General features: G+C 41.4%; 20 protein-coding genes and 2 rRNA genes (1 of these 22 only partly in view). 13 read left to right on the forward strand and 9 right to left on the reverse strand.

Annotation, left to right across the window (positions count from 1 at the left end; all coding sequences use genetic code 11):
- Positions 1 to 1,463: ribosomal RNA gene (locus MKY07_RS00635) — 23S ribosomal RNA — on the forward strand; it begins 1,466 nt to the left of the window's first position.
- 86 nt (positions 1,464 to 1,549) lie between these two features.
- Positions 1,550 to 1,665 (forward strand): 5S ribosomal RNA (gene rrf, locus MKY07_RS00640).
- Between the two features lie 100 nt (positions 1,666 to 1,765).
- Here rrf and MKY07_RS00645 read toward each other — a convergent pair.
- Entirely contained in the window at positions 1,766 to 2,437 is a 672-nt protein-coding gene (locus MKY07_RS00645; RefSeq protein WP_339263474.1) for a LytTR family DNA-binding domain-containing protein, read from the reverse strand.
- 215 nt (positions 2,438 to 2,652) lie between these two features.
- Here MKY07_RS00645 and aceA point away from each other — a divergent pair, with 215 nt between their 5' ends.
- From aceA to MKY07_RS00670, 5 genes are all read left to right on the forward strand, one after another.
- Positions 2,653 to 3,936, forward strand: a complete 1,284-nt coding sequence (gene aceA / locus MKY07_RS00650; protein ID WP_008407410.1) for an isocitrate lyase — start codon at positions 2,653 to 2,655, stop codon at positions 3,934 to 3,936.
- Between the two features lie 429 nt (positions 3,937 to 4,365).
- A complete protein-coding gene (locus MKY07_RS00655) occupies positions 4,366 to 5,541 on the forward strand; it encodes an alanine--glyoxylate aminotransferase family protein (RefSeq protein WP_014825064.1) in 1,176 nt (391 codons plus the stop codon).
- 133 nt (positions 5,542 to 5,674) lie between these two features.
- A complete protein-coding gene (gene ade / locus MKY07_RS00660; protein ID WP_339263475.1) occupies positions 5,675 to 7,420 on the forward strand; it encodes an adenine deaminase in 1,746 nt (581 codons plus the stop codon).
- A 42-nt stretch (positions 7,421 to 7,462) separates the two neighbouring features.
- A complete protein-coding gene (locus MKY07_RS00665; protein WP_014825062.1) occupies positions 7,463 to 8,173 on the forward strand; it encodes a glycosyltransferase in 711 nt (236 codons plus the stop codon).
- A gap of 85 nt (positions 8,174 to 8,258) precedes the next feature.
- Complete coding sequence (locus MKY07_RS00670) at positions 8,259 to 8,642, forward strand: DUF1232 domain-containing protein (protein WP_008407415.1); 384 nt, start codon at positions 8,259 to 8,261, stop codon at positions 8,640 to 8,642.
- A gap of 49 nt (positions 8,643 to 8,691) precedes the next feature.
- On the opposite strand, the gene MKY07_RS00675 is transcribed toward MKY07_RS00670, so the two are convergent.
- The 4 genes from MKY07_RS00675 to MKY07_RS00690 all read right to left on the reverse strand — a co-directional run bounded on the left by MKY07_RS00675 (position 8,692) and on the right by MKY07_RS00690 (position 12,781).
- On the reverse strand, positions 8,692 to 9,639 hold the full coding sequence (locus MKY07_RS00675; protein ID WP_014825060.1) for a BadF/BadG/BcrA/BcrD ATPase family protein: 948 nt from the start codon (positions 9,637 to 9,639) through the stop codon (positions 8,692 to 8,694).
- Positions 9,632 to 11,155 (reverse strand): argininosuccinate lyase, encoded by a 1,524-nt coding sequence (gene argH / locus MKY07_RS00680; protein ID WP_008407419.1) that lies wholly within the window; start codon positions 11,153 to 11,155, stop codon positions 9,632 to 9,634. The genes MKY07_RS00675 and argH overlap by 8 nt, the downstream gene beginning before the upstream one ends.
- A gap of 132 nt (positions 11,156 to 11,287) precedes the next feature.
- Positions 11,288 to 12,202: a DMT family transporter gene (locus MKY07_RS00685; protein WP_008407421.1), complete on the reverse strand. Its 915-nt coding sequence runs from the start codon at positions 12,200 to 12,202 to the stop codon at positions 11,288 to 11,290.
- An 18-nt stretch (positions 12,203 to 12,220) separates the two neighbouring features.
- Entirely contained in the window at positions 12,221 to 12,781 is a 561-nt protein-coding gene (locus tag MKY07_RS00690) for a GNAT family N-acetyltransferase (RefSeq protein WP_339263476.1), read from the reverse strand.
- 150 nt (positions 12,782 to 12,931) lie between these two features.
- On the opposite strand from MKY07_RS00690, the gene MKY07_RS00695 reads away from it, so the two are divergent.
- The 5 genes from MKY07_RS00695 (at position 12,932) to MKY07_RS00715 (ending at position 17,396) form a co-directional block, all read left to right on the forward strand.
- The gene (locus tag MKY07_RS00695) at positions 12,932 to 13,879 is read left to right on the forward strand and encodes a carbohydrate kinase (protein ID WP_339263477.1); all 948 of its coding nucleotides are present in this window, start codon (positions 12,932 to 12,934) and stop codon (positions 13,877 to 13,879) included.
- Between the two features lie 529 nt (positions 13,880 to 14,408).
- Positions 14,409 to 15,515 carry a helix-turn-helix transcriptional regulator gene (locus MKY07_RS00700; RefSeq protein ID WP_339263478.1) on the forward strand — a complete coding sequence of 369 codons (1,107 nt, stop codon included), beginning with the start codon at positions 14,409 to 14,411 and terminating at the stop codon, positions 15,513 to 15,515.
- A 12-nt stretch (positions 15,516 to 15,527) separates the two neighbouring features.
- Positions 15,528 to 15,728, forward strand: a complete 201-nt coding sequence (locus MKY07_RS00705; RefSeq protein ID WP_008407429.1) for a PLD nuclease N-terminal domain-containing protein — start codon at positions 15,528 to 15,530, stop codon at positions 15,726 to 15,728.
- Entirely contained in the window at positions 15,725 to 16,627 is a 903-nt protein-coding gene (locus MKY07_RS00710) for an ABC transporter ATP-binding protein (protein ID WP_339263479.1), read from the forward strand. The genes MKY07_RS00705 and MKY07_RS00710 overlap by 4 nt, the downstream gene beginning before the upstream one ends.
- The gene (locus MKY07_RS00715; RefSeq protein ID WP_339263480.1) at positions 16,614 to 17,396 is read left to right on the forward strand and encodes an ABC transporter permease subunit; all 783 of its coding nucleotides are present in this window, start codon (positions 16,614 to 16,616) and stop codon (positions 17,394 to 17,396) included. Before MKY07_RS00710 ends, MKY07_RS00715 begins: the two co-directional genes overlap by 14 nt.
- Positions 17,397 to 17,498: 102 nt before the next feature.
- Here the strand turns inward: MKY07_RS00715 and MKY07_RS00720 are convergent, their stop codons facing one another.
- Positions 17,499 to 18,179 (reverse strand): DUF421 domain-containing protein, encoded by a 681-nt coding sequence (locus tag MKY07_RS00720; RefSeq protein ID WP_014825055.1) that lies wholly within the window; start codon positions 18,177 to 18,179, stop codon positions 17,499 to 17,501.
- Positions 18,180 to 18,367: 188 nt separating this feature from the next.
- Here MKY07_RS00720 and MKY07_RS00725 point away from each other — a divergent pair, with 188 nt between their 5' ends.
- Entirely contained in the window at positions 18,368 to 19,567 is a 1,200-nt protein-coding gene (locus MKY07_RS00725) for an MFS transporter (protein ID WP_014825054.1), read from the forward strand.
- Positions 19,568 to 19,610: 43 nt separating this feature from the next.
- On the opposite strand, the gene MKY07_RS00730 is transcribed toward MKY07_RS00725, so the two are convergent.
- Genes MKY07_RS00730 through MKY07_RS00740 form a run of 3 tightly spaced genes read right to left on the reverse strand, consistent with a single transcriptional unit; the run spans position 19,611 to position 22,454 of the window.
- Positions 19,611 to 20,291 (reverse strand): lactate utilization protein C, encoded by a 681-nt coding sequence (locus MKY07_RS00730; protein ID WP_339263481.1) that lies wholly within the window; start codon positions 20,289 to 20,291, stop codon positions 19,611 to 19,613.
- On the reverse strand, positions 20,288 to 21,715 hold the full coding sequence (locus MKY07_RS00735; RefSeq protein WP_339263483.1) for a LutB/LldF family L-lactate oxidation iron-sulfur protein: 1,428 nt from the start codon (positions 21,713 to 21,715) through the stop codon (positions 20,288 to 20,290). The genes MKY07_RS00730 and MKY07_RS00735 overlap by 4 nt, the downstream gene beginning before the upstream one ends.
- A gap of 22 nt (positions 21,716 to 21,737) precedes the next feature.
- Positions 21,738 to 22,454 carry a (Fe-S)-binding protein gene (locus MKY07_RS00740; RefSeq protein ID WP_339263485.1) on the reverse strand — a complete coding sequence of 239 codons (717 nt, stop codon included), beginning with the start codon at positions 22,452 to 22,454 and terminating at the stop codon, positions 21,738 to 21,740.
- Positions 22,455 to 22,562 lie beyond the last annotated feature (108 nt).

Below are 22,562 nucleotides of genomic sequence, written 5' to 3' on the forward strand. Positions count from 1 at the left end.
AAATGGGGGGACGCAGTAGGATAGGGTAAGCACGCCGTTGGTTGCGCGTGTTCAAGCAGTAAGGCGTGTATGTAGGCAAATCCGCATACTATAACGTTGAGCTGTGATGACGAGCTCGTATGAGCGAAGTTCCTGATTTCACACTGCCAAGAAAAGCCTCTATCGAGGTGAGAGGTGCCCGTACCGCAAACCGACACAGGTAGTCGAGGAGAGAATCCTAAGGTGTGCGAGAGAACTCTCGTTAAGGAACTCGGCAAAATGACCCCGTAACTTCGGGAGAAGGGGTGCTTCTTTGGGTGCATAGCCTAGAGAAGCCGCAGTGAATAGGCCCAGGCGACTGTTTAGCAAAAACACAGGTCTCTGCAAAACCGTAAGGTGACGTATAGGGGCTGACGCCTGCCCGGTGCTGGAAGGTTAAGAGGAGCGGTTAGCGCAAGCGAAGCTGTGAATTGAAGCCCCAGTAAACGGCGGCCGTAACTATAACGGTCCTAAGGTAGCGAAATTCCTTGTCGGGTAAGTTCCGACCCGCACGAAAGGCGTAACGATCTGGGCACTGTCTCAACGAGAGACTCGGTGAAATTATAGTACCTGTGAAGATGCAGGTTACCCGCGACAGGACGGAAAGACCCCGTGGAGCTTTACTGTAGCCTGATATTGAATTTTGGTACAACTTGTACAGGATAGGTAGGAGCCAGAGATCTCGGAGCGCCAGCTTCGAAGGAGGCGTCGGTGGGATACTACCCTGGTTGTATTGAACTTCTAACCCATGCCCCTTAGCGGGGTAGGAGACAGTGTCAGGCGGACAGTTTGACTGGGGCGGTCGCCTCCTAAAGAGTAACGGAGGCGCCCAAAGGTTCCCTCAGAATGGTTGGAAATCATTCGTAGAGTGTAAAGGCATAAGGGAGCTTGACTGCGAGACCTACAAGTCGAGCAGGGTCGAAAGACGGGCTTAGTGATCCGGTGGTTCCGCATGGAAGGGCCATCGCTCAACGGATAAAAGCTACCCCGGGGATAACAGGCTTATCTCCCCCAAGAGTCCACATCGACGGGGAGGTTTGGCACCTCGATGTCGGCTCATCGCATCCTGGGGCTGTAGTCGGTCCCAAGGGTTGGGCTGTTCGCCCATTAAAGCGGTACGCGAGCTGGGTTCAGAACGTCGTGAGACAGTTCGGTCCCTATCCGTCGTGGGCGTAGGAAATTTGAGAGGAGCTGTCCTTAGTACGAGAGGACCGGGATGGACATACCGCTGGTGTACCAGTTGTCTTGCCAAAGGCATCGCTGGGTAGCTATGTATGGACGGGATAAGTGCTGAAAGCATCTAAGCATGAAGCCCCCCTCAAGATGAGATTTCCCATTACGCAAGTAAGTAAGACCCCTGAAAGACGATCAGGTAGATAGGTTCGAGGTGGAAGTGCGGTGACGCATGCAGCTGACGAATACTAATCGGTCGAGGACTTAACCACATTTTATTGCTCAATTCAATGAAACGTTTATCCAGTTTTGAAAGAATGAAATTCTTTTACATAGGCTTATTTAAAGCCCACTATAGTGAAGTGATGATGGCAAAGAGGTCACACCCGTTCCCATACCGAACACGGAAGTTAAGCTCTTTAGCGCCGATGGTAGTTGGGGGCTTCCCCCTGTGAGAGTAGGACGTCGCTTCGCACAACGCAAACCCACTGAGTAATCAGTGGGTTTTTTGTTTTATTTTATTGAATTTCAACTTTTAAAACCCTGTAATGCCCACTCTAAAATCCATCATATATTAAAACTCCAGAACGACCCGCAAGTTATTTATATACGATTGACTAACTGGCAATTCCACACCATCATTCAGCTGTACAATAAAATTGGAAGTCAAATCCCGAGAGATTTTCTTTATATAGCAAATATTAATAATATAGGAACGATGAATGCGAAGAAAGTTATTTGGCAATCGAGTCTGCAGCTCCTTTAATGTAATCGCTGTTTTGTATTGTTCTCCTTTGGAATAAAACCATGTCCGCTTTTGCAGACTTTCAATATGCGAAATTTGGTCGATTGAAATCGGTACCCAATCTTCCATTTGTTTACCTGTTAAAAACTGATATATATCTGAACTCTTTACTTTAAATAACGGGGGCAAGACGACAACTAAAGCACCTTGTTCGCCATTTACCAAAATCGGATACCCGATTGCATAATAAGGTGATTCAAAAAGTGTATTTTCCATAACAGCATCTACTTTTCTACCTGTTTGAAGTACTTTATAAGCAATGCTGTCTTTCGGTACATCGGAACCTACTTTCAATGAAAAATGGTGATGACCTGTACTGAAATAAATAAAGCGATTGTTTACTGCTATTGCAATCGATGCATCTTGAGGAATCCAATCTTCTAAAATAATTTTATACTGATTTAAAATGTTCTTTTCGATCTCAATATTTTGTAGTGACAATGCAAATCCACTCCCTCTGTATTATTGCCTAAATGTCAATTCATCCTCCAAATATACACATTCATCCTAAATTAAAGTTAATTTGTCAGAAAATAATGAAAAGTTAAACATTCTGTTATACATTATATTACAGCAAGATGTTCTGTTATGGAACAGGCAATTACAAATTTTTCTAACAGAATATCCATACACAATGGGGAAGGTGGAAATTTATTATGTCAACTCGTCAAGAAAGAATCGAAGCTTTACAAAAGGATTGGGCAGAAAACCAGCGCTGGAAAGGAATTGAGCGTGGCTATACAGCAGAAGAGGTTGTAAAGTTACAAGGTTCATTCATCCAGGAGCAAACATTAGCAAAACGAGGATCAGCTCGTTTATGGAAGTCATTACACGAAGTGCCTTTCATTAATGCTTTAGGTGCTTTAACGGGGAATCAGGCAGTACAGCAAGTAAAGGCAGGTTTACAGGCGATCTACTTATCGGGGTGGCAAGTAGCGGCTGATGCAAACCTTTCTGGTCAAATGTATCCGGACCAGTCTTTATATCCAGCAAACTCTGTACCGGCAGTAGTAAAGCGTATTAACCAGGCACTGCAACGTGCTGACCAAATCGACCATGCAGAAGGCCGCGACGATGGCTTTGACTGGTTTGCGCCGATTGTAGCTGATGCGGAAGCAGGCTTTGGGGGTCCTCTAAACGTATTCGAATTAGTTAAAGGGATGATTGAAGCGGGTGCAGCTGGTGTGCATTTAGAAGACCAATTAGCTTCTGAGAAAAAATGCGGACACTTAGGCGGGAAAGTATTATTACCAACACAAAACGCTGTACGTAATTTAATTGCTGCACGTTTAGCTGCTGATGTGGCAGGCGTTGATACAATTTTAATCGCACGTACAGATGCGGATGCTGCTGACATGGTAACGTCAGATATTGACCCACGCGATGCAGAGTTCTTAACGGGTGAACGTACTCCAGAAGGATTCTACCGTACTAAACCAGGTATTAAGCAAGCAATTGCACGCGGGTTAGCTTATGCACCATATGCAGACTTAATCTGGTGCGAGACTTCTCACCCATCATTAGAAGAAGCTCGTGAGTTTGCTGCTGCAATCCACGCTGAGTTCCCAGGGAAAATGTTAGCGTACAACTGCTCGCCATCATTCAACTGGAAAGCTAAATTATCGGATGAGGAAATTGCAGAGTACCAACGTGAATTAGGGAAACTTGGCTACAAGTTCCAATTCATCACACTTGCAGGTTTCCACAGCTTAAACTTTGGTATGTTCGAGCTTGCGCATGACTACAAAGACAATGGAATGGCTGCTTACTCTAAGCTACAACAAGCTGAGTTTGCTGCAGAGTCTAAAGGTTACACTGCAACTCGTCACCAACGTGAAGTAGGTACTGGTTACTTTGATGAAGTATCACAAACAATTTCAGGTGGTACATCATCGACAACTGCGATGTCAGGTTCTACTGAAACAGAGCAATTTGTATAAGATTAAGATTTTATAGGCAGTGTTATGAATAGATTCATAAACGGGGAACTGCTTTTACGGATTAACTTATTCCTTTTCTTCTATCATATCGATTCAAGTGACATTGGGGAATGTGCACTTAGTAAATAGACGTTATGCCGAAGCGGTTATTGAAAGAAACGTAGGATGGAGAAGGGGAATAACTTTTTGAACTTGAACAGCTTGACTACTACGATAATTACTAAATCGAATTGGAACGCGGTTTAGTATGGGGTTGCCTCCCAACATATAAGGAAAACTTAGGGGTTTTTATAGAGATAAATGTCTTTTTAGCTTGGATGGGGCTAGAAAGGCATTTTCTATTTTTTAAAAATGAAGGAGTTTTAATCTGATATAGAGAATATTATATAGATAGAATATTTTTACTATTGTGAAAAGGGAGTAATTACAATGAAAAATAAAGAATTATTATTAGTACCAGGGCCGACACCGGTAATGGATGAGATTTATGACGCCCTGGCAAGTGAAACGAGAGGGCATACGGATCCTCGGTTTGTGGAAACATTTAAAAACGCACTTGCCAATACAAAAAAGTTATTTAATACAGATGGGGAAGTGTATGTTGTAGCAGGATCAGGAACATTGGCAATGGAAATGGCAATAGTAAATACTATTGCAAAAGGTGAACGTCTGCTTGTTATTAGTCACGGTTACTTCGGTGACCGTTTTACACCACTTGCAAAGGCGTTTGGAATTGAAGTCGATGTACTGCAGTCAACATGGGGTGAGCGTGTAGACTCAAAGCTTGTTGAGGAAGCATTGAAGGCTAACAATTATAAGGCGGTTACAATTACACATGCGGATACATCAACAGGGGTTATGTCCGATTTAGAGACACTTGTACCGATTATTAAAGCATCTGGGGCACTTGTTATTGTCGATGGTGTTGTCGCAACAGCAGCATTGCAAGAGGATATGAGTAAAGCTTACGGTGAAGACGACTATAAAATTGATATTGTGTTAACAGGATCTCAAAAGGCGATTGGTATTCCTCCTGGGCTGGCGATTGTTGCTTTCAGTCAACAGGCACTGGCTGCCCGTGAACAGATCGGGACAGTGCCAGCTTATTATGCGGATATACATAACTGGCGCGCAATTATGGAAAACCCGGCAATGTACTTTGCGACGCCTCCAGTGAACTTAATTTACGCATATGATGTTGCATTAAATATTGTATTAGAAGAGGGTATGGAAAAACGTGAAGCGCGTCATATCGCATTTGGTAAAGCAATCCGTGCTGCACTGCGTTCGTACGGGATGACACCATTGGCTAATGAGGAAGTAGCAGCACCGACATTGAGCTGTATTTTATATCCTGAAGGTATTGATGATGCCAAGTTTCGAGCAAGCTTGGCAAAAAGCGGCGTTATTGTAGCGGGTTCTTTAGCCCACTTAGCAGGAAAAGCATTCCGAATCGGACATATGGGGAATACGACGGCGGAAATGCTGGAGCAGGCAATTGCTGTGATTGGTGAAGCATTGCAAGAGCAACAGCTTCAAGTCGATATCGAAAAAGCTAAAAAAGTATTCTTGCAACAATTAGAAGCAGCTATGGTACAAAGTTAAAAAGATTGCCCGGAAAGCAAGATTCGGGGGAATATTGAAAAGGGGACGGTGCAATTTATGAGCGTTCCCTTTTTATTTAGTTACTGATAGAAAATATTGTATGATAGTTTGAAATAAAAAGGGTGGGTGGCATATGAAGCAAATCATCGATCAATCCCAAAAACGGGGAAAAGCAGATTTCATTATTCAACATGCACAAATTGCAGATGTCTTTAATTTGCGGTGGCGACAAGGGGATGTTGTAGTAGCAGAAGGAAAAATTGTTGCGATTTCCGAGCCGGGTGAATTTGAAGCAGAAGAAATAATAGATGCGCACGGAAAGTATATTGTGCCGGGCTTTATTGATGCACATATTCATATTGAATCTTCTATGGTGGTGCCAAAACAGTTTAACCGAATCGTGCTTCCCCATGGTGTAACGACTGTTGTTACAGACCCGCATGAAATTGCGAATGTCGCAGGAAAAGCTGGACTGAGATTTATGCTGCAGGATATAGAAAATGTGGAAATGGATATTTATTATATGTTGCCATCCAGTGTACCGGGCACCTCTTTTGAAAACGCGGGCGCAGTGCTGACTGCAAAGGATTTAGAGGAATTTGTTCAACATAAAAGTGTACTAGGTTTGGCAGAGGTGATGGATTTTCCTGCTGTACTAAATGGGGAAAAGGAAATGCTCGCAAAGTTAATGCTTGCTCAAGAAAACGGGATGGTCATCGATGGGCACTGTGCAGGTTTAACAAGTGCACAAATACGTGGCTACCGGGCGGCCGGCATAACAACGGACCATGAATGTGTGACGGCCGAAGAAGCATTGGACCGAGTGGAGCAGGGGATGTATGTGTTGATCCGGGAAGGTTCTGCAGCCAAAAACCTTAAAGCCATTTTACCTGCTGTAACAATGGCTAATTCGCGTCGTTTTGCCTTTTGTACGGATGATAAGCATTTGGATGAATTGATAGAGCAAGGGAGCATCAATTATGCAGTGGCCCTAGCGATTTCAGAAGGAATGGACCCATTACTGGCGATTCAGCTTGCTACAATAAATGCTGCGGAATGCTATCATTTAGTAAATAAAGGTGCTGTTGCTACAGGCTATGACGCAGATTTTATAATAATTGATGATTTAAAGACGATGAAAGCACGCGCTGTATGGAAAAATGGAAGAAAAGTTGCGGAAAGTGGAGAAATACTTTCACCAATCCCGGAAAAATCTACTGTGGAGAGATCTATTTTACAGTCAATGCACTTAACAAAACTTACAATTGAAGATTTACGCCTGCGGTTTAAAGGAAACCGGGCAAATGTTATTAAAATTGTACCAAACCAACTCATTACAAAACGGATAGAAGTGGAAGTAGATGTAGAAAACGGACAATTTGTACCATCGATCGAAAAGGATTTATTGAAGCTAGCAGTGGTAGAGCGCCACCACCATGTTGGGACAAAAGCAGTTGCAATTGTACAGGGTATCGGTATTCAAAGCGGTGCTGTAGCGACAACTATTTCCCATGATTCACATAATGCGATTGCCGTAGGAACAAATGATGAAGATATGCTAATCGCACTTAATGCACTTCAAGAGATAGAAGGCGGACTAGTCGTAGTTAATGATGGGGAAGTGATTGCTTCTTTTAGTCTGCCAATCGCAGGTCTTATGACAGATATTCCTGCAGAACAGGCGAAGCAAAAGCTGAAAAAATTACATGAAGGACTGCATACCATTCATCCTACGCTCGATTATCATCTGTTTCTGACATTATCATTTCTGGCACTGCCGGTAATCCCTGACATTAAGCTTACCGATACAGGATTGTTTGATGTTAAAAAATTCCGGCATATTCCTGTTGAGATTTTACAGTCCGATCAATCGCATTAACCTATATAGTTCCCATAAATATTTTATTAAGGAGCATGTAAAATGGAGCAAGTCATTATTATGATTCCAGCGCTAAACCCTTTACCGGCCCTTCTGGAATTTGTCAGGAAACTGCGTGCATTGCCGATCGCTCGTATTATTGTCATTAATGATGGCAGTGAAGAAAAATATAACCGTCTGTTTGAACAATTACAGCAAGAAGGTTGCGATGTATTAACACATGACCAAAATCTAGGGAAAGGCCGCGCACTTAAAACTGGGATGGAATATATTCTAAAATCCCGACTGCGTACAAAGGGAATTATTACAGTAGGTGCACATGGTCAGCATTCGGTGTTGGATGTTGAGCAAGTGCTATCAAGTACGAAAATTTTCTCGGATGGGATTATTTTAGGGATTCGTGATTTTAAAGATTCAGACTACCCGTTCATTAGCAAACTTCAAAATCGTGCTTATTCGATGATGTTTGAACTGTTTATTCGTAAACGTTTGCTCGACATTCAAACAGGATTACGTTATATTCCAAGAAAACATCTGCCATGGCTATGTAAAGTGAAAGGAGAGTCTTATCACTATGACACGAATATGCTGATAGAGGCGATAAGACGAAAAGTTCCTGTATACGAGGTGCCGATCGGTCATGCAAAGCTCCGGAAAAATTCAATCATTTACTACGATGAAGTATTGAATCCAACGAAAATTTTTCAGCAACTTTGGATAAATTTCCTACATAAAAGACAAAATACGAAATGAATCTTTTCTAATAGCGAAAACGTATAGGATTACGAGTCGCATATTTGAGGAATACTAATGTAATAGCAAGGAAAGGAGCATGAGTATGAGCGAACAATATAATTTCGAAAAAATGGTTGAAGGTCAAGACCAACATTATTCAGATAAAAAGTTTCTGCATAAATTGAAAAACTTCGGTGGAGGTTTAGGTTATAAAGCGGTGCATGCAGCGGCGACACTTTACGTTGCCCTGCGTAGCCCGGACATGCCTAAATCGAGTAAACTCATTGTTTTAGGAGCGCTGGGGTACTTCATTTTACCATTCGATTTAGTTGTCGATTTTCTCCCTTTAGTCGGTTTGACGGATGATGCATTTATTATTTTAACTGCACTTGGAAAAGTATATTTATCGATTACAGATGAGATGAAGGATGAGGCAAAAGGGTTAATCGATTCAAAGCTTGGAAGCCAGGAGAATGTAGTGAAATAAAAGAAGAAATCCCCTTTCAGCAACTACTGCAAAAGGGGATTTTCTATGTCTACTTTACGGGTTGTGCCCCATTTAATTCACGTAAGCCGCGGTTAAAGATAGCTTCAATCGGCTTTTCCTCACATAACTTTAACGTTATCTTCGGATGTGTTTTTTGGAGCTGTGTAGTTATTAACTCAACAAGCAAGGGATTGTTTTTTAGTATTCCGCCATTTAAAAAAAGTGTATGGGCTATATTGGAGTAACCGGCATTTTTCAATGTCGTTGTTGCCAATAATACAAGCTCATCTGCTGCCTTTTGCATAATTTTTTGTGCAACAGTATCTTCCATTTCGACTGCCTGTTGTAAGTAGGAACTGAAGCTTGCCAATCGCGCATTTGTATAATCCGCTGAATAAATGAGATTGAACAATTCATCTGTGCTGTTGACATGATGACCAGCTAAAACAAGCTCTGTTAATAAAGTCGGTTTATTTCGCCCGTCGGCAGCGCGGAAAATTGCTTTTGCAATATGTTTTCCGATCCAGTAACCGCTTCCTTCATCGCCAATCCGATGACCCCAGCCACCGCCGCGGCTAATCCGATCATTCATAAGGCTGTAGCAAATAGCCCCTGTACCGGAAATTAGCAGGCTGACATTGTTTTTCCCGAGCCCCTTTAAAGTTGCTTCAACATCATTTTCTATAATAATTTGACCGAATGTAAAAGGGGAGCGGGCGATACTTTCTTCAATAATCTCTTCGATAATCTTTTTGTCCTGATCTGTATCAATGCCGGCAAGTGCAAATATCGCGATATCAATAAACAGACTTGGTAAATGAGCTGCTGCACTCCGGAGCAGGCCGGTAAATACATGTTGGACATGTTCGATTCCAACAGCTTGGTAATTTGAGCCTGTGGAAGTTGCGGTAAATAGTTCACGGCCATCTGTAGAGCGAATAGTCATTATTGTTTTTGATGCACCACCATCAACGGCTAATACATAACGATTACTCATGTTCCGTCCACCCCTTTAAAATTTGTTCCAATCCATTTTCGGCCTTTAAAATTGCCTCTGTTTTTTCTCTCAGCCAATTTTCAAGATGGACAGTATCATCTTGTGCCTGGCTAAGTGATTTTCGCATTGTTGCAGGCGCAGGACCTCCCTTTAATGTACGAATATTAACGAAGTATTCCGGCTGAATGGCCTGGTAAAAAGCAATCTCATTAATTTGAAGCGTCTTTCCTGTAACTTCCACACATTTCTCATTTGCCAAATTCCATGTCAGGCTTGCAAGCGATTCTTTATTATTTGCCATCAGCTCCCGCACACAAAGGCTAACAATTTTATGTGATTGACGGAATGAAATACCTTCGGAGCGGACAAGGGAATCGGCAAGCTCTGTTACATTGGCAAAGCTGTTTTGTGCACGCTTCAGTAAATTCTCCTTATTCACATCCATCGTGAGAATCATTCCTGCAAATAGCTTATAAATTCCGACTAACCGGTCGATTGCCCGCCATAAATAAGGTTGCATATCATCTTCTGTATCGACAATATCTCCAAATGGTGTATTGTGAACCATCTGCAATACAGTTGCCGCATCCCCGACAACCGATGAGAGCAGTGAACGTGTATGTTCAATTGAAACAGGGTTGCGTTTTTGAGGCATGATGGAACTGATTTGCACATATGGACTGGCCAGCTTAAAAGCATTAAATTCCTGTGTTGCCCATAGTAAAAAGTCCTGAGATGTGCGCCCTAAATTAAGTGCGGCAAGCTGTACGATACTGGCAGCTTCTGCGATATAATCGGCACCGGCTACCGCATCCCAAGCATTTTCGATTAAATCATCAAAGGCAAGCAACTCCTGCACCCGTTCGCGGCTAATCGGAAACCCTGTAGTTGTTAAAGCAGCCGCGCCCATACTGCTTCGGTTAATCGTATTATATGCGGCCTGCATTCGTTTATAGTCCCTAGTAAGCTGGTCAATAACGGCCTTTAAATAATGGGCAAACGTTGTCGGCTGTGCTTGCTGTGTATGTGTATAGCCAATCATAATCGTCTCTACATGCTCTTCGGCAAAGACGATTAGCGATTGACGTAAATTCAAAAGTTCCTGCATGAGCGTGAGCATCTTTTTACGTAGTGTCATGCGGTAAATGGCGATTCCCATATCGTTTCTGCTGCGTCCAATATGTAAATTTCCAGAAACATCGCCACCCAGTTCGATTAGCTTGTTTTCAATACGAAAAAATAAATCTTCAAACTGCGGGTTATAATCACGCGTTTTATAATATTCCAAATCAAGATTTTGGATAGCTTGACCGATACGACGTGCATTTTCTGAGGTAACCAATTCCTGTTCTTCTAGCATCTTTAAATGGGCAATATGAATTTGAAGCATCGCATCCAAAAAATGCTTGCGTGCCTCATCGTAAGCGGGCTGTAAAACCATTTGACGATAACTATTGGAAGGAAATAAAATTCCTTCTTTTTCATTTATTAAATTGCGGTAATTCTGAAAGAACATGTTGAATGGGCCTCCAATCAAATGATAGAAACTACTACCTAATATTCTCATTCTACAATTATTAGAAAATTTTATCAATTCAAATAAATAAAGTGAATTAACCGGAATAAAAGAAAAACAGCCGCCCTAAATTCAGGGCAGCTGTTGTTTTTGATCGATAACACGCACTTTTTTTGAAGCGAAATAAGATGGCAATACCATACCAAATAGTACAAATACGATACCGAAAATTTGTAGAAGTGTTAAACTTTCATTTAATACAATGACGGAAACTGTAATTGCTACTGGCAGCTCCATTGCACTTAAAATTGGGACAAGTGCACCACCGACTTTTGGCGCGGCAATCGAAAATAGTAAAATCGGCAAGATAATACCGAAGAGTCCGAGTGCCAGACCGAACTTCCAAAGACCGCCAGTTAATTGGCCGTTCCATACAATTTCAGGTGATAAGAAGATGAATACGATAATCAGTGACACAACAGATAAAATAAATGTACGTCCAATCGTTGTCACCCCTTCAACAGGCTGAGCGTTAAATTGCATAAATGCTGCAAAAGTAAAGGCAGCGAGTAAACCTAGTGCCCATCCTTGCCAAGCAATCTGCGATAAATCTACATCAATCACACCGGCTGCTAAAATCGTACCTACAAATAAAAATACTAATGAAATTAATTCAATACGAGTTGGCAGACGTCTTTTCAGGAAGCAGTCCATAAACAACCCAATCCATGTGAATTGGAATAGCATAACAACTGCCAATGAAGCAGGTAAATAATTAAGGGAGTGTCCGTAAACAATACCGGTAATCGCTGTACATGTTCCGGCTAAAAGCAAAGTGATAGCGCCTTTTTTTGAAAGCTTCGGTAATGTGCGTTGTGTTACTACAAAAAGTACGAGTGCGAGTAAAAATCCAACGAAATACTGGCTAGTAACAGCTTCTGACGAAGTATAGCCGTGCTGCATTGCCACTTTTACAATTGTTGATAATACTCCATAACTACTAGCCGCTATTACGATTAATAGCGGGTAAATCCAGTTTTGTTTCATTTATTACTTCTTCCTATTCTAAAGCGATTTCACCATATGATGAAATGGCTCATTAATTATTGTCCAGCTTTCGGTTGTACGGTAGCCTATTTTTTCATACAAGCGTCGTGCATCTTGTTTCTCTAGTTCCACATTTAGAGAAATTTTTTCATAGCCAAGTTCCTTGCCTTTTTGCTCGGCGAATTGTAAAAGAAGCGTACCAATGCCAAGTCCGCGTGCATTTTTTGAGACGCAAATTGTATCGATATAATATTCATCCATATGTGCTTCAATATCCAATGAAGTCTGTATTCCTTTTTTGGCTAGCTGTTGTTCAAGCTGGCGATCGAGCTTGTACCCGAGACGCCCATCATAAAGCACGACAATCCCAACTATTTCACCTTGCTGTTCCGCTACAAAAGTATTCAAATAGCTGTGTCGATTTGTCGTTTCTGTGACATACTGTTCTAAAGCAGCTAAAATCTGCGAAACTTCCTCTTCACCAGTCAAATTGTTTGCAATGTCTCCGATTGCGTCATAAATTAAAGGGGCGACAGCTTTCGCGTCATCTCGTTCTGCTTGTCGAATGGTAATATTCATTAACAATCATCTCCTTACCGAACACAGTATAACAGAAATTAAATTCATGCGCGAAGAAAGCATTAGTTTCAGAATAGTATAAAGTTTTATAAATATATCTTTTCTATGGTAAATTAGTAAGAACATACAACGTCGGAGGTTAGACAATTAATGAGTCAAATAGACAAAGAATTCATCTTAGTTTATGGAGATGCATTCGTTGATTATATTGCAAATGATCAGACCAATACTTCATTTACGAAGTATTTAGGTGGCGCAACAATCAATGTTGCAGCAGGGATTAGTCGTATTGGGGCACCGTCAGCACTTATTACAATTACAGGCGATGATGAAACTTCGGAATTTTGCCGTCAGGAGATCGCAAAAGAAGGTGTGAATCTTGATTTCGCTGTATTTGATGCGAAGAAGCGTGTAAGTGGTGTATATGTGCATTTAACTGAAAAATGTGAGCGAGTATTTAAAGATTATGTCGATGAGACGCCGAATTTACAAGTAACACCTGAGCAGTTACAGGAAGAAGCATTCAAACGTGCTTCCGTTTTAAATGTTTGTTCAGGAACGATGTTTGAAGAAACCGCATTAAAAACAACACGTGCTGCAGTGGATATGGCCAAAGATAAAGGAGCGATTATCGCAATCGATGCGAATATCCGCCCGCTTCGTTGGGAATCCGAGGAAATTTGCCGTGAGACGATTACTTCATTTTTTGAAGATGCCGATATTTTAAAGCTTACCGATGAGGAATTATATTTCCTGACAGAAACAACAACAATTGAAGAAGGCCTCCAAAAGTTGGATGAGCTGTTAGTACCGATCGTGTTAATTACAGTTGGAGCTGATGGAGCATATGCTGTATTAAACGGTGAAGTAACACATGTTCCGGTTGAACAGGTAATCCCTGTAGATACGACAGGTGCTGGTGATGCATTTATGGCAGGCGTACTCCGTTATGTTCATTTCAATGGTTTACCTACAGTAACAGAAGATTTAATCAGCTGTGTCGCATTCGGCAACAAGCTGGGAGCAATGGCTGCTACTAAAGCAGGTGCGTTAACGGCACTGCCAAGCTTCGAGGAAATTAAGCATTTAATTAAATAAACTTTATATAGAGCAAGCTGTCTCCGAAGTGTTTTTACATTTTGGAGGCAGTTTTTTGTTGAGCGCAAGTTTGGGTTGCGGTTATTAGAAGAGTGAAGCCGTTTATTAGAAGAAGTTGGATGGTTATTAGAACAACGGGTGGTGTTATTAGAAAGTGAGGGGGAATTGCGAGTGGCAAGGCCTTCGTTTAAACATGAATAGAGGAGAAGGAAGGGCGTTTTAATTTTTATTAGAACAATGGTACGAGATATTAGAAGAAGTAGGAACGATATTAGAAAATACCTTAGCGATATTTGAACAATTCATCCGGATATTCGAACAATGAAAGGTTATATTAGAAAATCGCGATTTTATTAGAACAAATAAAAATATATTAGAACTTCCCCCATTTTATTAGAACATCCTGCCTCCACAATCCCAGCCACCACCGCCAAACGAAACCAGCAGTTGACAAAATCTATATTTCGAAAGAATTAGTCGCTATTAATCAGCCAAAGTTCTTTTATAATAAGAATAAGAGGTGAGGGGGATGACCAACTTTCAATTTGCGGCCATTTTTACAGAGCGCCGTAAACAATTACAAGTGACACAAGAGGAAATTGCGCGGCATGTCGGGGTATCAAGGGCAGCTGTTTCGAAATGGGAGAAGGGGCAAAGCTATCCGGATATCGCACTATTGCCGAAGCTTGCAACGTTTTTCAATATTTCAATTGATGCACTGCTCGGTTATGAGCCTCAATTGACGAATGAACGGATTTTAAAAATGTATGCGGAATTAGCAAAGCGCTTTTCAAAGGAACCATTTGCTGAAGTGGACGCAACAATTGATCAACTCATTGAAGAATATTATAGTTGTTTCCCGTTTTTACTGAAGATGGCGCAGCTTTACGTCAATTACTTTAATCTTGCACAGAATAAAGAAGCCGCTGCGGACAAAATACAGGAACTCTGTAAACGTGTAAAGGAGTTCAGCGGAAATTACCGGCTGAAAAACGAGGCGAATTTACTTGAGGCATATACGTATATTTTAAGAGGAGAACCTCAGCATGTACTCGAATTATTAGGAGAAGATGCTGTAGTTCAGCTTGGTACTGAACAGCTTATCGCTACGGCACAAACGATGCTGGGCAATATAGAAAAGGCGAAGGAAATTCACCAGGTCAACATGTACCAGCATTTGCTGTATATGATTACGAATGCGAATGAAGCACTTGGATTGGAAATAGGAAATGTATCTTATTTCGAACAGTCGGTCAGCCGAATTGAAACGATAATAGACACATTTCATTTAAATAAACTGAATATACACAACACACTGCTGTTTTATATAAAGGCAGCGAGCGGATATGCAACACAAAATAATATAGAAGAAGCAATTCGCTGTATTGAGCGCTATGTAAAAATTTGTACACAAATCAAATTTCCATTTCAAATTACAGGGGATGATTATTTCTACTTGCTGGATGGCTGGATCGCAAAGGAAGTTATGCTGAGCACGCAAACACCACGTGATGAAGAAACAATCAAAAAATCAATTTATGAAAGCATTGCCCAAAACCCGATGTTGGCAAGTGTGCAAAACGATACGCGCTATAAAAGTTTACTTGTCAATTTAAAACATCATTTAAAAATTTAAGGGGGATTTATAATGGATCAATTATCGAATATTCCTTGGGGACTTATTGCGCCGTTATTAGTATTGCAATTGGTGCTTGGGGCGGTTGCCATAGTGGATATTGTACGCAGTTATGAGACGCGCGGCCCGAAATGGGTATGGGTGCTCGTATCACTCTTTGTTAATACACTCGGACCGATCGCCTACTTTCTATTCGGACGGAAAAGCCAATGATCTGTATTGAAGTGAAGGGACTCACAAAGCGGTTTGGCGCAAAAAAAGTAGTAGAGGATTTATCATTCACATTACCGATGCATACATCAACCGCGCTGATCGGTCCGAATGGCGCGGGGAAAACGACGGCCCTTTCGATGCTTTCCAATATACTGGAGCCGACAAGCGGCAAAATCATGATGCCGGATGTAAAGGATATACGCAGTGCAATCGGCTTTTTACCCCAATATCCCCAGTACTATTCCTGGCTGACTGCACTTGAATATATGGAGATGGTGGCAAATTTAAGCGGTCTTGAAAAACGCTCATTAAGAAGTGAATGTAAAAAGATGCTGGAATTTGTGGGCTTGCATGATGCGATGAACAAAAAGACTGAGACTTTTTCAGGAGGAATGAAGCAGCGCTTAGGTATTGCCCAGGCAATAGTTCATAAACCAAAACTTCTATTGCTGGATGAACCAGTATCCGCACTTGATCCGGTTGGACGTCGGGAAGTGATGAACTTGTTAAAGGAAGTGCAGCAGCAAACGACGATTTTGTACTCAACGCATATTTTAAATGATGCAGAGGAAATGACCGATCAGCTGCTGTTTTTACGAGACGGTAAACTTGTCGAGCAAGGTTCATTAACAGAGGTGAAGCAAAAGTTTGAGGAACCGCGTTATAAAATTACATTCAAGCATGCGGATGAGGCGATTCAATTTGCGAGTCAGTCTACATTAGGAGCTGTAGCTAATGGTATAGCAGCATATGTGGAAGTTATAGATGAACGTCCTTCGATGCAACAGCTGCTTCAGCAATTGGCGGCCTCACCATTTGAAGTTGTAAAAGTAGAGCGGGAAACGGCAAGCCTGGAGGAAATCTTTATGAAGGTGGCGGGAAAGCATGCAGCAATTTAAGGCATTACTTTTAAAAGAATGGCGTGAAAGTGTTCGTAGCTTTAAAATTATATGGATTCCGCTCGTTTTTGTATTGCTCGGAATTAGTGATCCGCTCATGAATTACTTTATGGAAGATATTTTGCAGGCGGTTGGCAATATGCCCGATGGATTTATGATGACAATGCCTGAACTTCAGCCTGCTGATCTGCTTATGGCATCAACCGGGCAATTTCAATCAATTGGACTGCTTGTATTAATTACTGCCTTTATCGGTTCCGTGAGCCATGAACGTCAGAATGGTACTGCGACACTTCTTTATGTACGCCCAATGTCTTTTACTGCGTTGTTTTTCAGTAAATGGATTGTTGCAAGCATGATTGCTATTCTCAGCGCATTGGCGGGATATGCGGGGAGTATGTATTATACAGTACTGCTTTACGGGACTGTTGATTTATCAAAATTTTTAGCAATGCTCGGTACGTATTGTGTTTGGCTGATGCTAGTTATGGCGCTTACTGTTGCGATGAGTGCAGCCTTCCAAACATCGGTCGCTGCTGCGATTACAATTATTCTCATCCCAGTCGGTCTGCTTATTGATACATTAATCGGCAGCTTTTGGAGTGTGACACCTTGGAAGCTTGCACAATACGGAACAGGCCTTCTGACAGATAGCGTATTAATGGAAAATTATTGGTATACTTTATTAGTTGTCCTCATCTTAATTTTTGTCATCGTACTGCTTGGCATTAAAATGAGCAAGAACAATATTCGTTATTTAAAAGTATAAATGATAAGCAGAAATCGTTGTTTTACAATTGATTTCTGCTTTTTTGTATTAACTTTCAAGAAAATTGGTAATATAATGAAGATTAAATGTATTTTCAAATGGTTATGAAGGTGGACTAGCATTTTTAATACTAATATAAAGTGATCCATTTTCTAAAATTTGCGCATAATAAACTTTATCGATCTCGTGGATATTTTTCTTTGCTAATTTTTTTCTGAGCCAGTCTTCAGTAAGCTGAAGATCCGTTAAGTTTTTTTGAATAATTTTCCCGTCCGAAATCAATTCCAGAGGAAAGTATTGCGGGGCAGGGGCAGACACTGATACGTCTTCTTTTGTTGCAGTCCGGGCAAGCGGCTTTTTCAGGACACTTAATTCTCCATTTGTTTCAAAAACGGCATATAGTACTTCATCAAATGAGAAAATGCTCTGTTCACGCAACAGCATAGCGAGCTCGTCCGGATGAAGCCGTGCTTTTCTCAATTCATTATTTAATATGACACCGTTATTGATGACAATCGACGGTTTATCGTCAAAAAGGATACGTGCTTTTGAAGATCTGAATGAAATATAACTAACGATAATTGTTAATGCAGCCCACACGATTAAAGAAACCATGCCGTCTAAAAAAGGGGTTTCCACTTGAGTCGAGACTTCGGCAGCAATCGAACCAAAAGTGATCCCCGTGACATAATGGAAGAAAGTGAGCTGACTCACTTGCTTTTTACCGATGATGCGGGCGAGTATTAATATCGCGAAAAAGGAAAAGCTTGCACGTAAAATCATTTCGCCAAGGTTCAGTTCTATGATAATCCCTCCTTATAAAGGGTAGTATGAATAAAATGCGATAATCTATGCACCCTTAATGCATTCAATACGAGAGGCAAAATTGAGGGGTATTTTTATAAAATTAGCGAGTTGCTGAATTAAAAATTATGAGTAATGTATTGATCTAGCAGAAAGAATGTGAAAAAATGTCGACTACAACAGTAAAACAATCAAACCCTGTCTATCCTATTATGGTCTCCATTGGGGTATGTCACTTAATTAATGATACGATGCAGGCGGTTATACCGGCAATGTTCCCATTATTAGAGCGCGACTTAGGACTGACGTTTACGCAACTTGGAATGATTTCATTTGTCCTGAATATGTTCGCTAGCCTGCTGCAGCCGGCCGTCGGATTTATGACAGATAAGAAACCATTCCCGTATGCATTGCCGCTTGGGATGGTGAGCTCTTTTATCGGGCTGACAATGCTCATATTGGCAGGCGAATACTGGATGATTTTAGTGTCGGTTCTATTCTTGGGGCTTGGTTCAGCCATTTTCCACCCCGAAGGCTCACGTGTATCGTTTATGGCGGCAGGCAATAAGCGCGGCTTAGCTCAGTCCATTTACCAGGTAGGGGGGAATAGCGGACAGGCATTAGCTCCATTGCTAAGCGCATTTATCATTTTGCCTTTTGGGATGTACGGGGTTTCCGTTATTCTTATTTTTACATCGATCGGCATCTTTTTATTAACGAAAATATCGATGTGGTATAAACGTCAGCTCGAAGCGGAAAAGAGATCGAAAATCAAAAAAATGCTGGTTTCGTCCTTGCCGCCTTTAACGAAAAAGCAAGTTGGAATGGCTTTACTTGTGCTGCTGTTCATTATATTTGCCCGTTCGTTTTACGTTACGAATATAACAAGTTTCTATGTCTTTTATTTATCGGAACAATATGGGATGAGTGTTGAGCGCGGTCAGCTGTTTATCTTTATATTCATGGCAGTTGGGGTTGTAGGCACTTTTTTTGGTGGTCCATTATCAGATCGCTTCGGCCGAAAAAATGTTATATTGCTGTCGGTAATCGCACCGATTCCATTTTGTTTAGCACTGCCGTTTGTTCCTTTGCCTGCTGTATTGGTATTACTTATTATTATCGGATTGCTGATTATGGTTAGCTTTACCGTCACGGTTGTTTATGCACAGGAACTTGTCCCATCGAAAATTGGGACAATGGCAGGTTTAACAGTCGGAGTTGCCTTTGGGATGGGGGCAATTGGATCGATTGTTATCGGGATGCTCATAGACAAAATGGGCATTCATTTCACAATGAATGCTGTGTCGGTACTGACATTATTATTGCTCGTAGCGTTTTTACTGCCACGCGATCGAGTAGGGGATTAGGGAAATAAAAAGAACTTCGGATTTTATTGTCCGAAGTTCTTTTTTAATAATCCTCCACCAAAATATACGTCATTCTCACCGGCCCGTGTACGCCGACGACTAAGTTCATTTCGATATCTGCGGAGTTGCTTGGTCCTGTAATGAAATTAACACAGGACGAGACATGTGACTGCTCTCGTAAAAACTGGGCAGCTTGTGTCATGCGTGGAACGATGCTGCTTTGCGGTATAATGGCAATAGAATTTTCAGGTAAAAATGAAAGCGTCCGGCCGACTTCCGGTGATGCTTGAAGCATAATTGTGCCGGATTCCGCTAATGTCACGTTGCTGATTACGACACCGACATTGGCCTGTTCAGCAAAATCGATATTTCTTTCACCGTTCCCAGATTGCCATTTTAAATGTTCATATTGATCGAAAACCGGTAACACATTCAATACTCCAAACCGCGGATCATTGCTGTAAAGTACTCGCCCACCACCATAGTCTACAATTGTTTCATTTAATATTTCAGGCAGTTGCTGCTTTGTGCATTTCTTTAATGTAGTGTGGATGTTCAAACATTGTTCTCTCAACACTTCGATAAGTTCTTCCATCGAAGCATCCTTCAATACTTCGTGTTGAGGGAGATGCTTCCAGTTTCGCTCCGGTTTGGTTAAAGAAGGAGTGGATCTGCCGAGACGAGCAGCGACTGACTGTAAAAACGATTCTCGATTTTGAATCATTTGGGATTGCCTCCTTTGTTATGCTGTTCAAACCAGTCACGGAAACGCTCTTTTTGTAATGATGGAAAATCGCGATACGCTGTCCAGTTTTTCAACGGACCAGGACCATTAGTAAATTTCTCGTTCTTCGTGAACGGCTTCATAACCGTTGAGGCTACTTTAGTACCTAGCTTATAGATTGATTGCGATGAAGTTCCCATTCCAAATGCCTGCATCAGTAGACTTTCACTAATCGGAGCACGGCCTTCTCGTTCAACGATCACTTCCCGATGCTTATGAAGCAATTGGTGTAGCGGAATTTTCACTGGGCATACATCTGTGCATGCACCACATAAAGTGGAAGCGTAAGGCAGCTCTTTATAATCATCATATCCTCCTAATAACGGTGATAATACCGCCCCAATTGGACCCGAATAGATGGAACCGTACGTATGGCCGCCAACATGGCGATAAACAGGGCATGTGTTAATACAGGCAGCACAACGGATGCATTGTAAAATTGACTGAAATTCGCCGCCTAAAATCGAAGAGCGTCCATTGTCCACAATGACTAAATGGAATTCTTCCGGACCATCGACTTCAAGCGCTTCTTTTATGCCTGTCAAGACGGTAATATAGCTCGTCAGCTTCTGGCCAACTGCACTGCGTGTTAGCATACCGACGAGTACTTCCATTTCTTCAAATGTTGGTACTAAACGCTCCATCCCCATGACGGAAATTTGTGTTTTCGGCAAGGCTGTTACAAGATCCGCATTGCCTTCATTTGTTACTAAACAAACAGAACCCGTTTCAGCAACGGCAAAATTGCAGCCCGTAATACCTATATCCGCCGTTAAGTAATGTTCGCGTAAAACTTTGCGGGCATGCAGTGCAAGTTCTTCAGGTTGAGAGGAAGCTGTATAACCAATTTTTTGTTCAAATACTTCACGGATCTGATCTTTGTTTTTATGAAGTGCCGGTGTCACGATATGGGAAGGCGGGTCATGGTCATCAAGCTGTAAAATATATTCGCCTAAATCCGTTTCAATCACTTCACATCCAAGTTGTTCCAAGTGTGAGTTTAAATTGATTTCTTCCGTTACCATCGATTTTGCTTTCACAATTTTTTTAGCATTTTTCTGTTTGGCAATTGTTGAAATGTATTCAGTAGCTTCTTCAGCAGTTTGTGCAAAAAATACATGGCCGCCTCGCGCTTCGACGTTTGTACTCAATTCATATAAATAGTAATCGAGATTTTCCAGTACATGCTGCCGGATTTCTTCTCCATGATTGCGCCATTCTTCCCAGTTTAAAGAATCTACAGCGGCGCTTCGTCTCGTTTGAAAACGGTGCTGTGCGCCGGCTACGGCACCACGCATAAAATCATTTTCCAAGTTGGACGAAAGGCGTTCATTAAATTTTTGCTGACTGATTTTCATCGCCATTTGATACACATCCTCCTCTCTATTAACGGCTATTCAATATTTCTGCGATATGCATTGTTTTAATGTCAATGTTTTTCCGGTCAATCCGTCCGCCGATATTCATAAGACAGCCTGCATCAGCCCCGATTAAGTAGTGGACAGCAATCTGCTCAGCAGAAGCAATCTTTTCATCTACCATTTGTTCAGATATTTGGCCCATTTTAATAGAAAATGTCCCGCCAAAACCGCAGCAATTTTCTTTTAAAGGCATTTCCAGCAATTCAAGGCCTTCTACATGCTGGAGCAATGTGAGGGGAGCTTTCTGTACTTTCAATAAGCGCGTCATATGACAGGAAGGGTGATAAGTAGCCGTTCCGTTTAGTTTTGCTCCGACATTTTCAATTTTAAGTAAATCGACAATAAATTGTGTCAGTTCATATGTTTTGTCTGCGATTCGTTGTGCTTTTTCATGCCAAAGCGGCTCATCCTTAAAAATATGAACATATTCTTTTAGCATGTAAGCACAAGAACCTGATGGACAGACGATGACTTCTGCGTCTTCAAATACTTGAATTGTATTTTTCATCGTTTCTTTAGAGGCTTTTACATAGCCACTATTATAGGCTGGTTGACCGCAACAAGTTTGGCCTTTTGGAAAGCTTACTGTACAACCTAAGCGTTCCAACAACTCAACCGTGTTTTTCCCGATATTACTTTGAACCATATCGACTAAACATGTAGCGAATAATGATACATTCATCCAATCCCCCCTGTTCCATTAAATTTACAACTTTCTGATAATTAAGTCAACAGGTCATCTGATGACTTTGTAAATTAGTATTTAAAGAGAATTATATTGAATTAAAAC

The organism is Solibacillus sp. FSL W7-1472 (genome assembly GCF_037969775.1).
Taxonomy (GTDB): domain Bacteria; phylum Bacillota; class Bacilli; order Bacillales_A; family Planococcaceae; genus Solibacillus; species Solibacillus silvestris.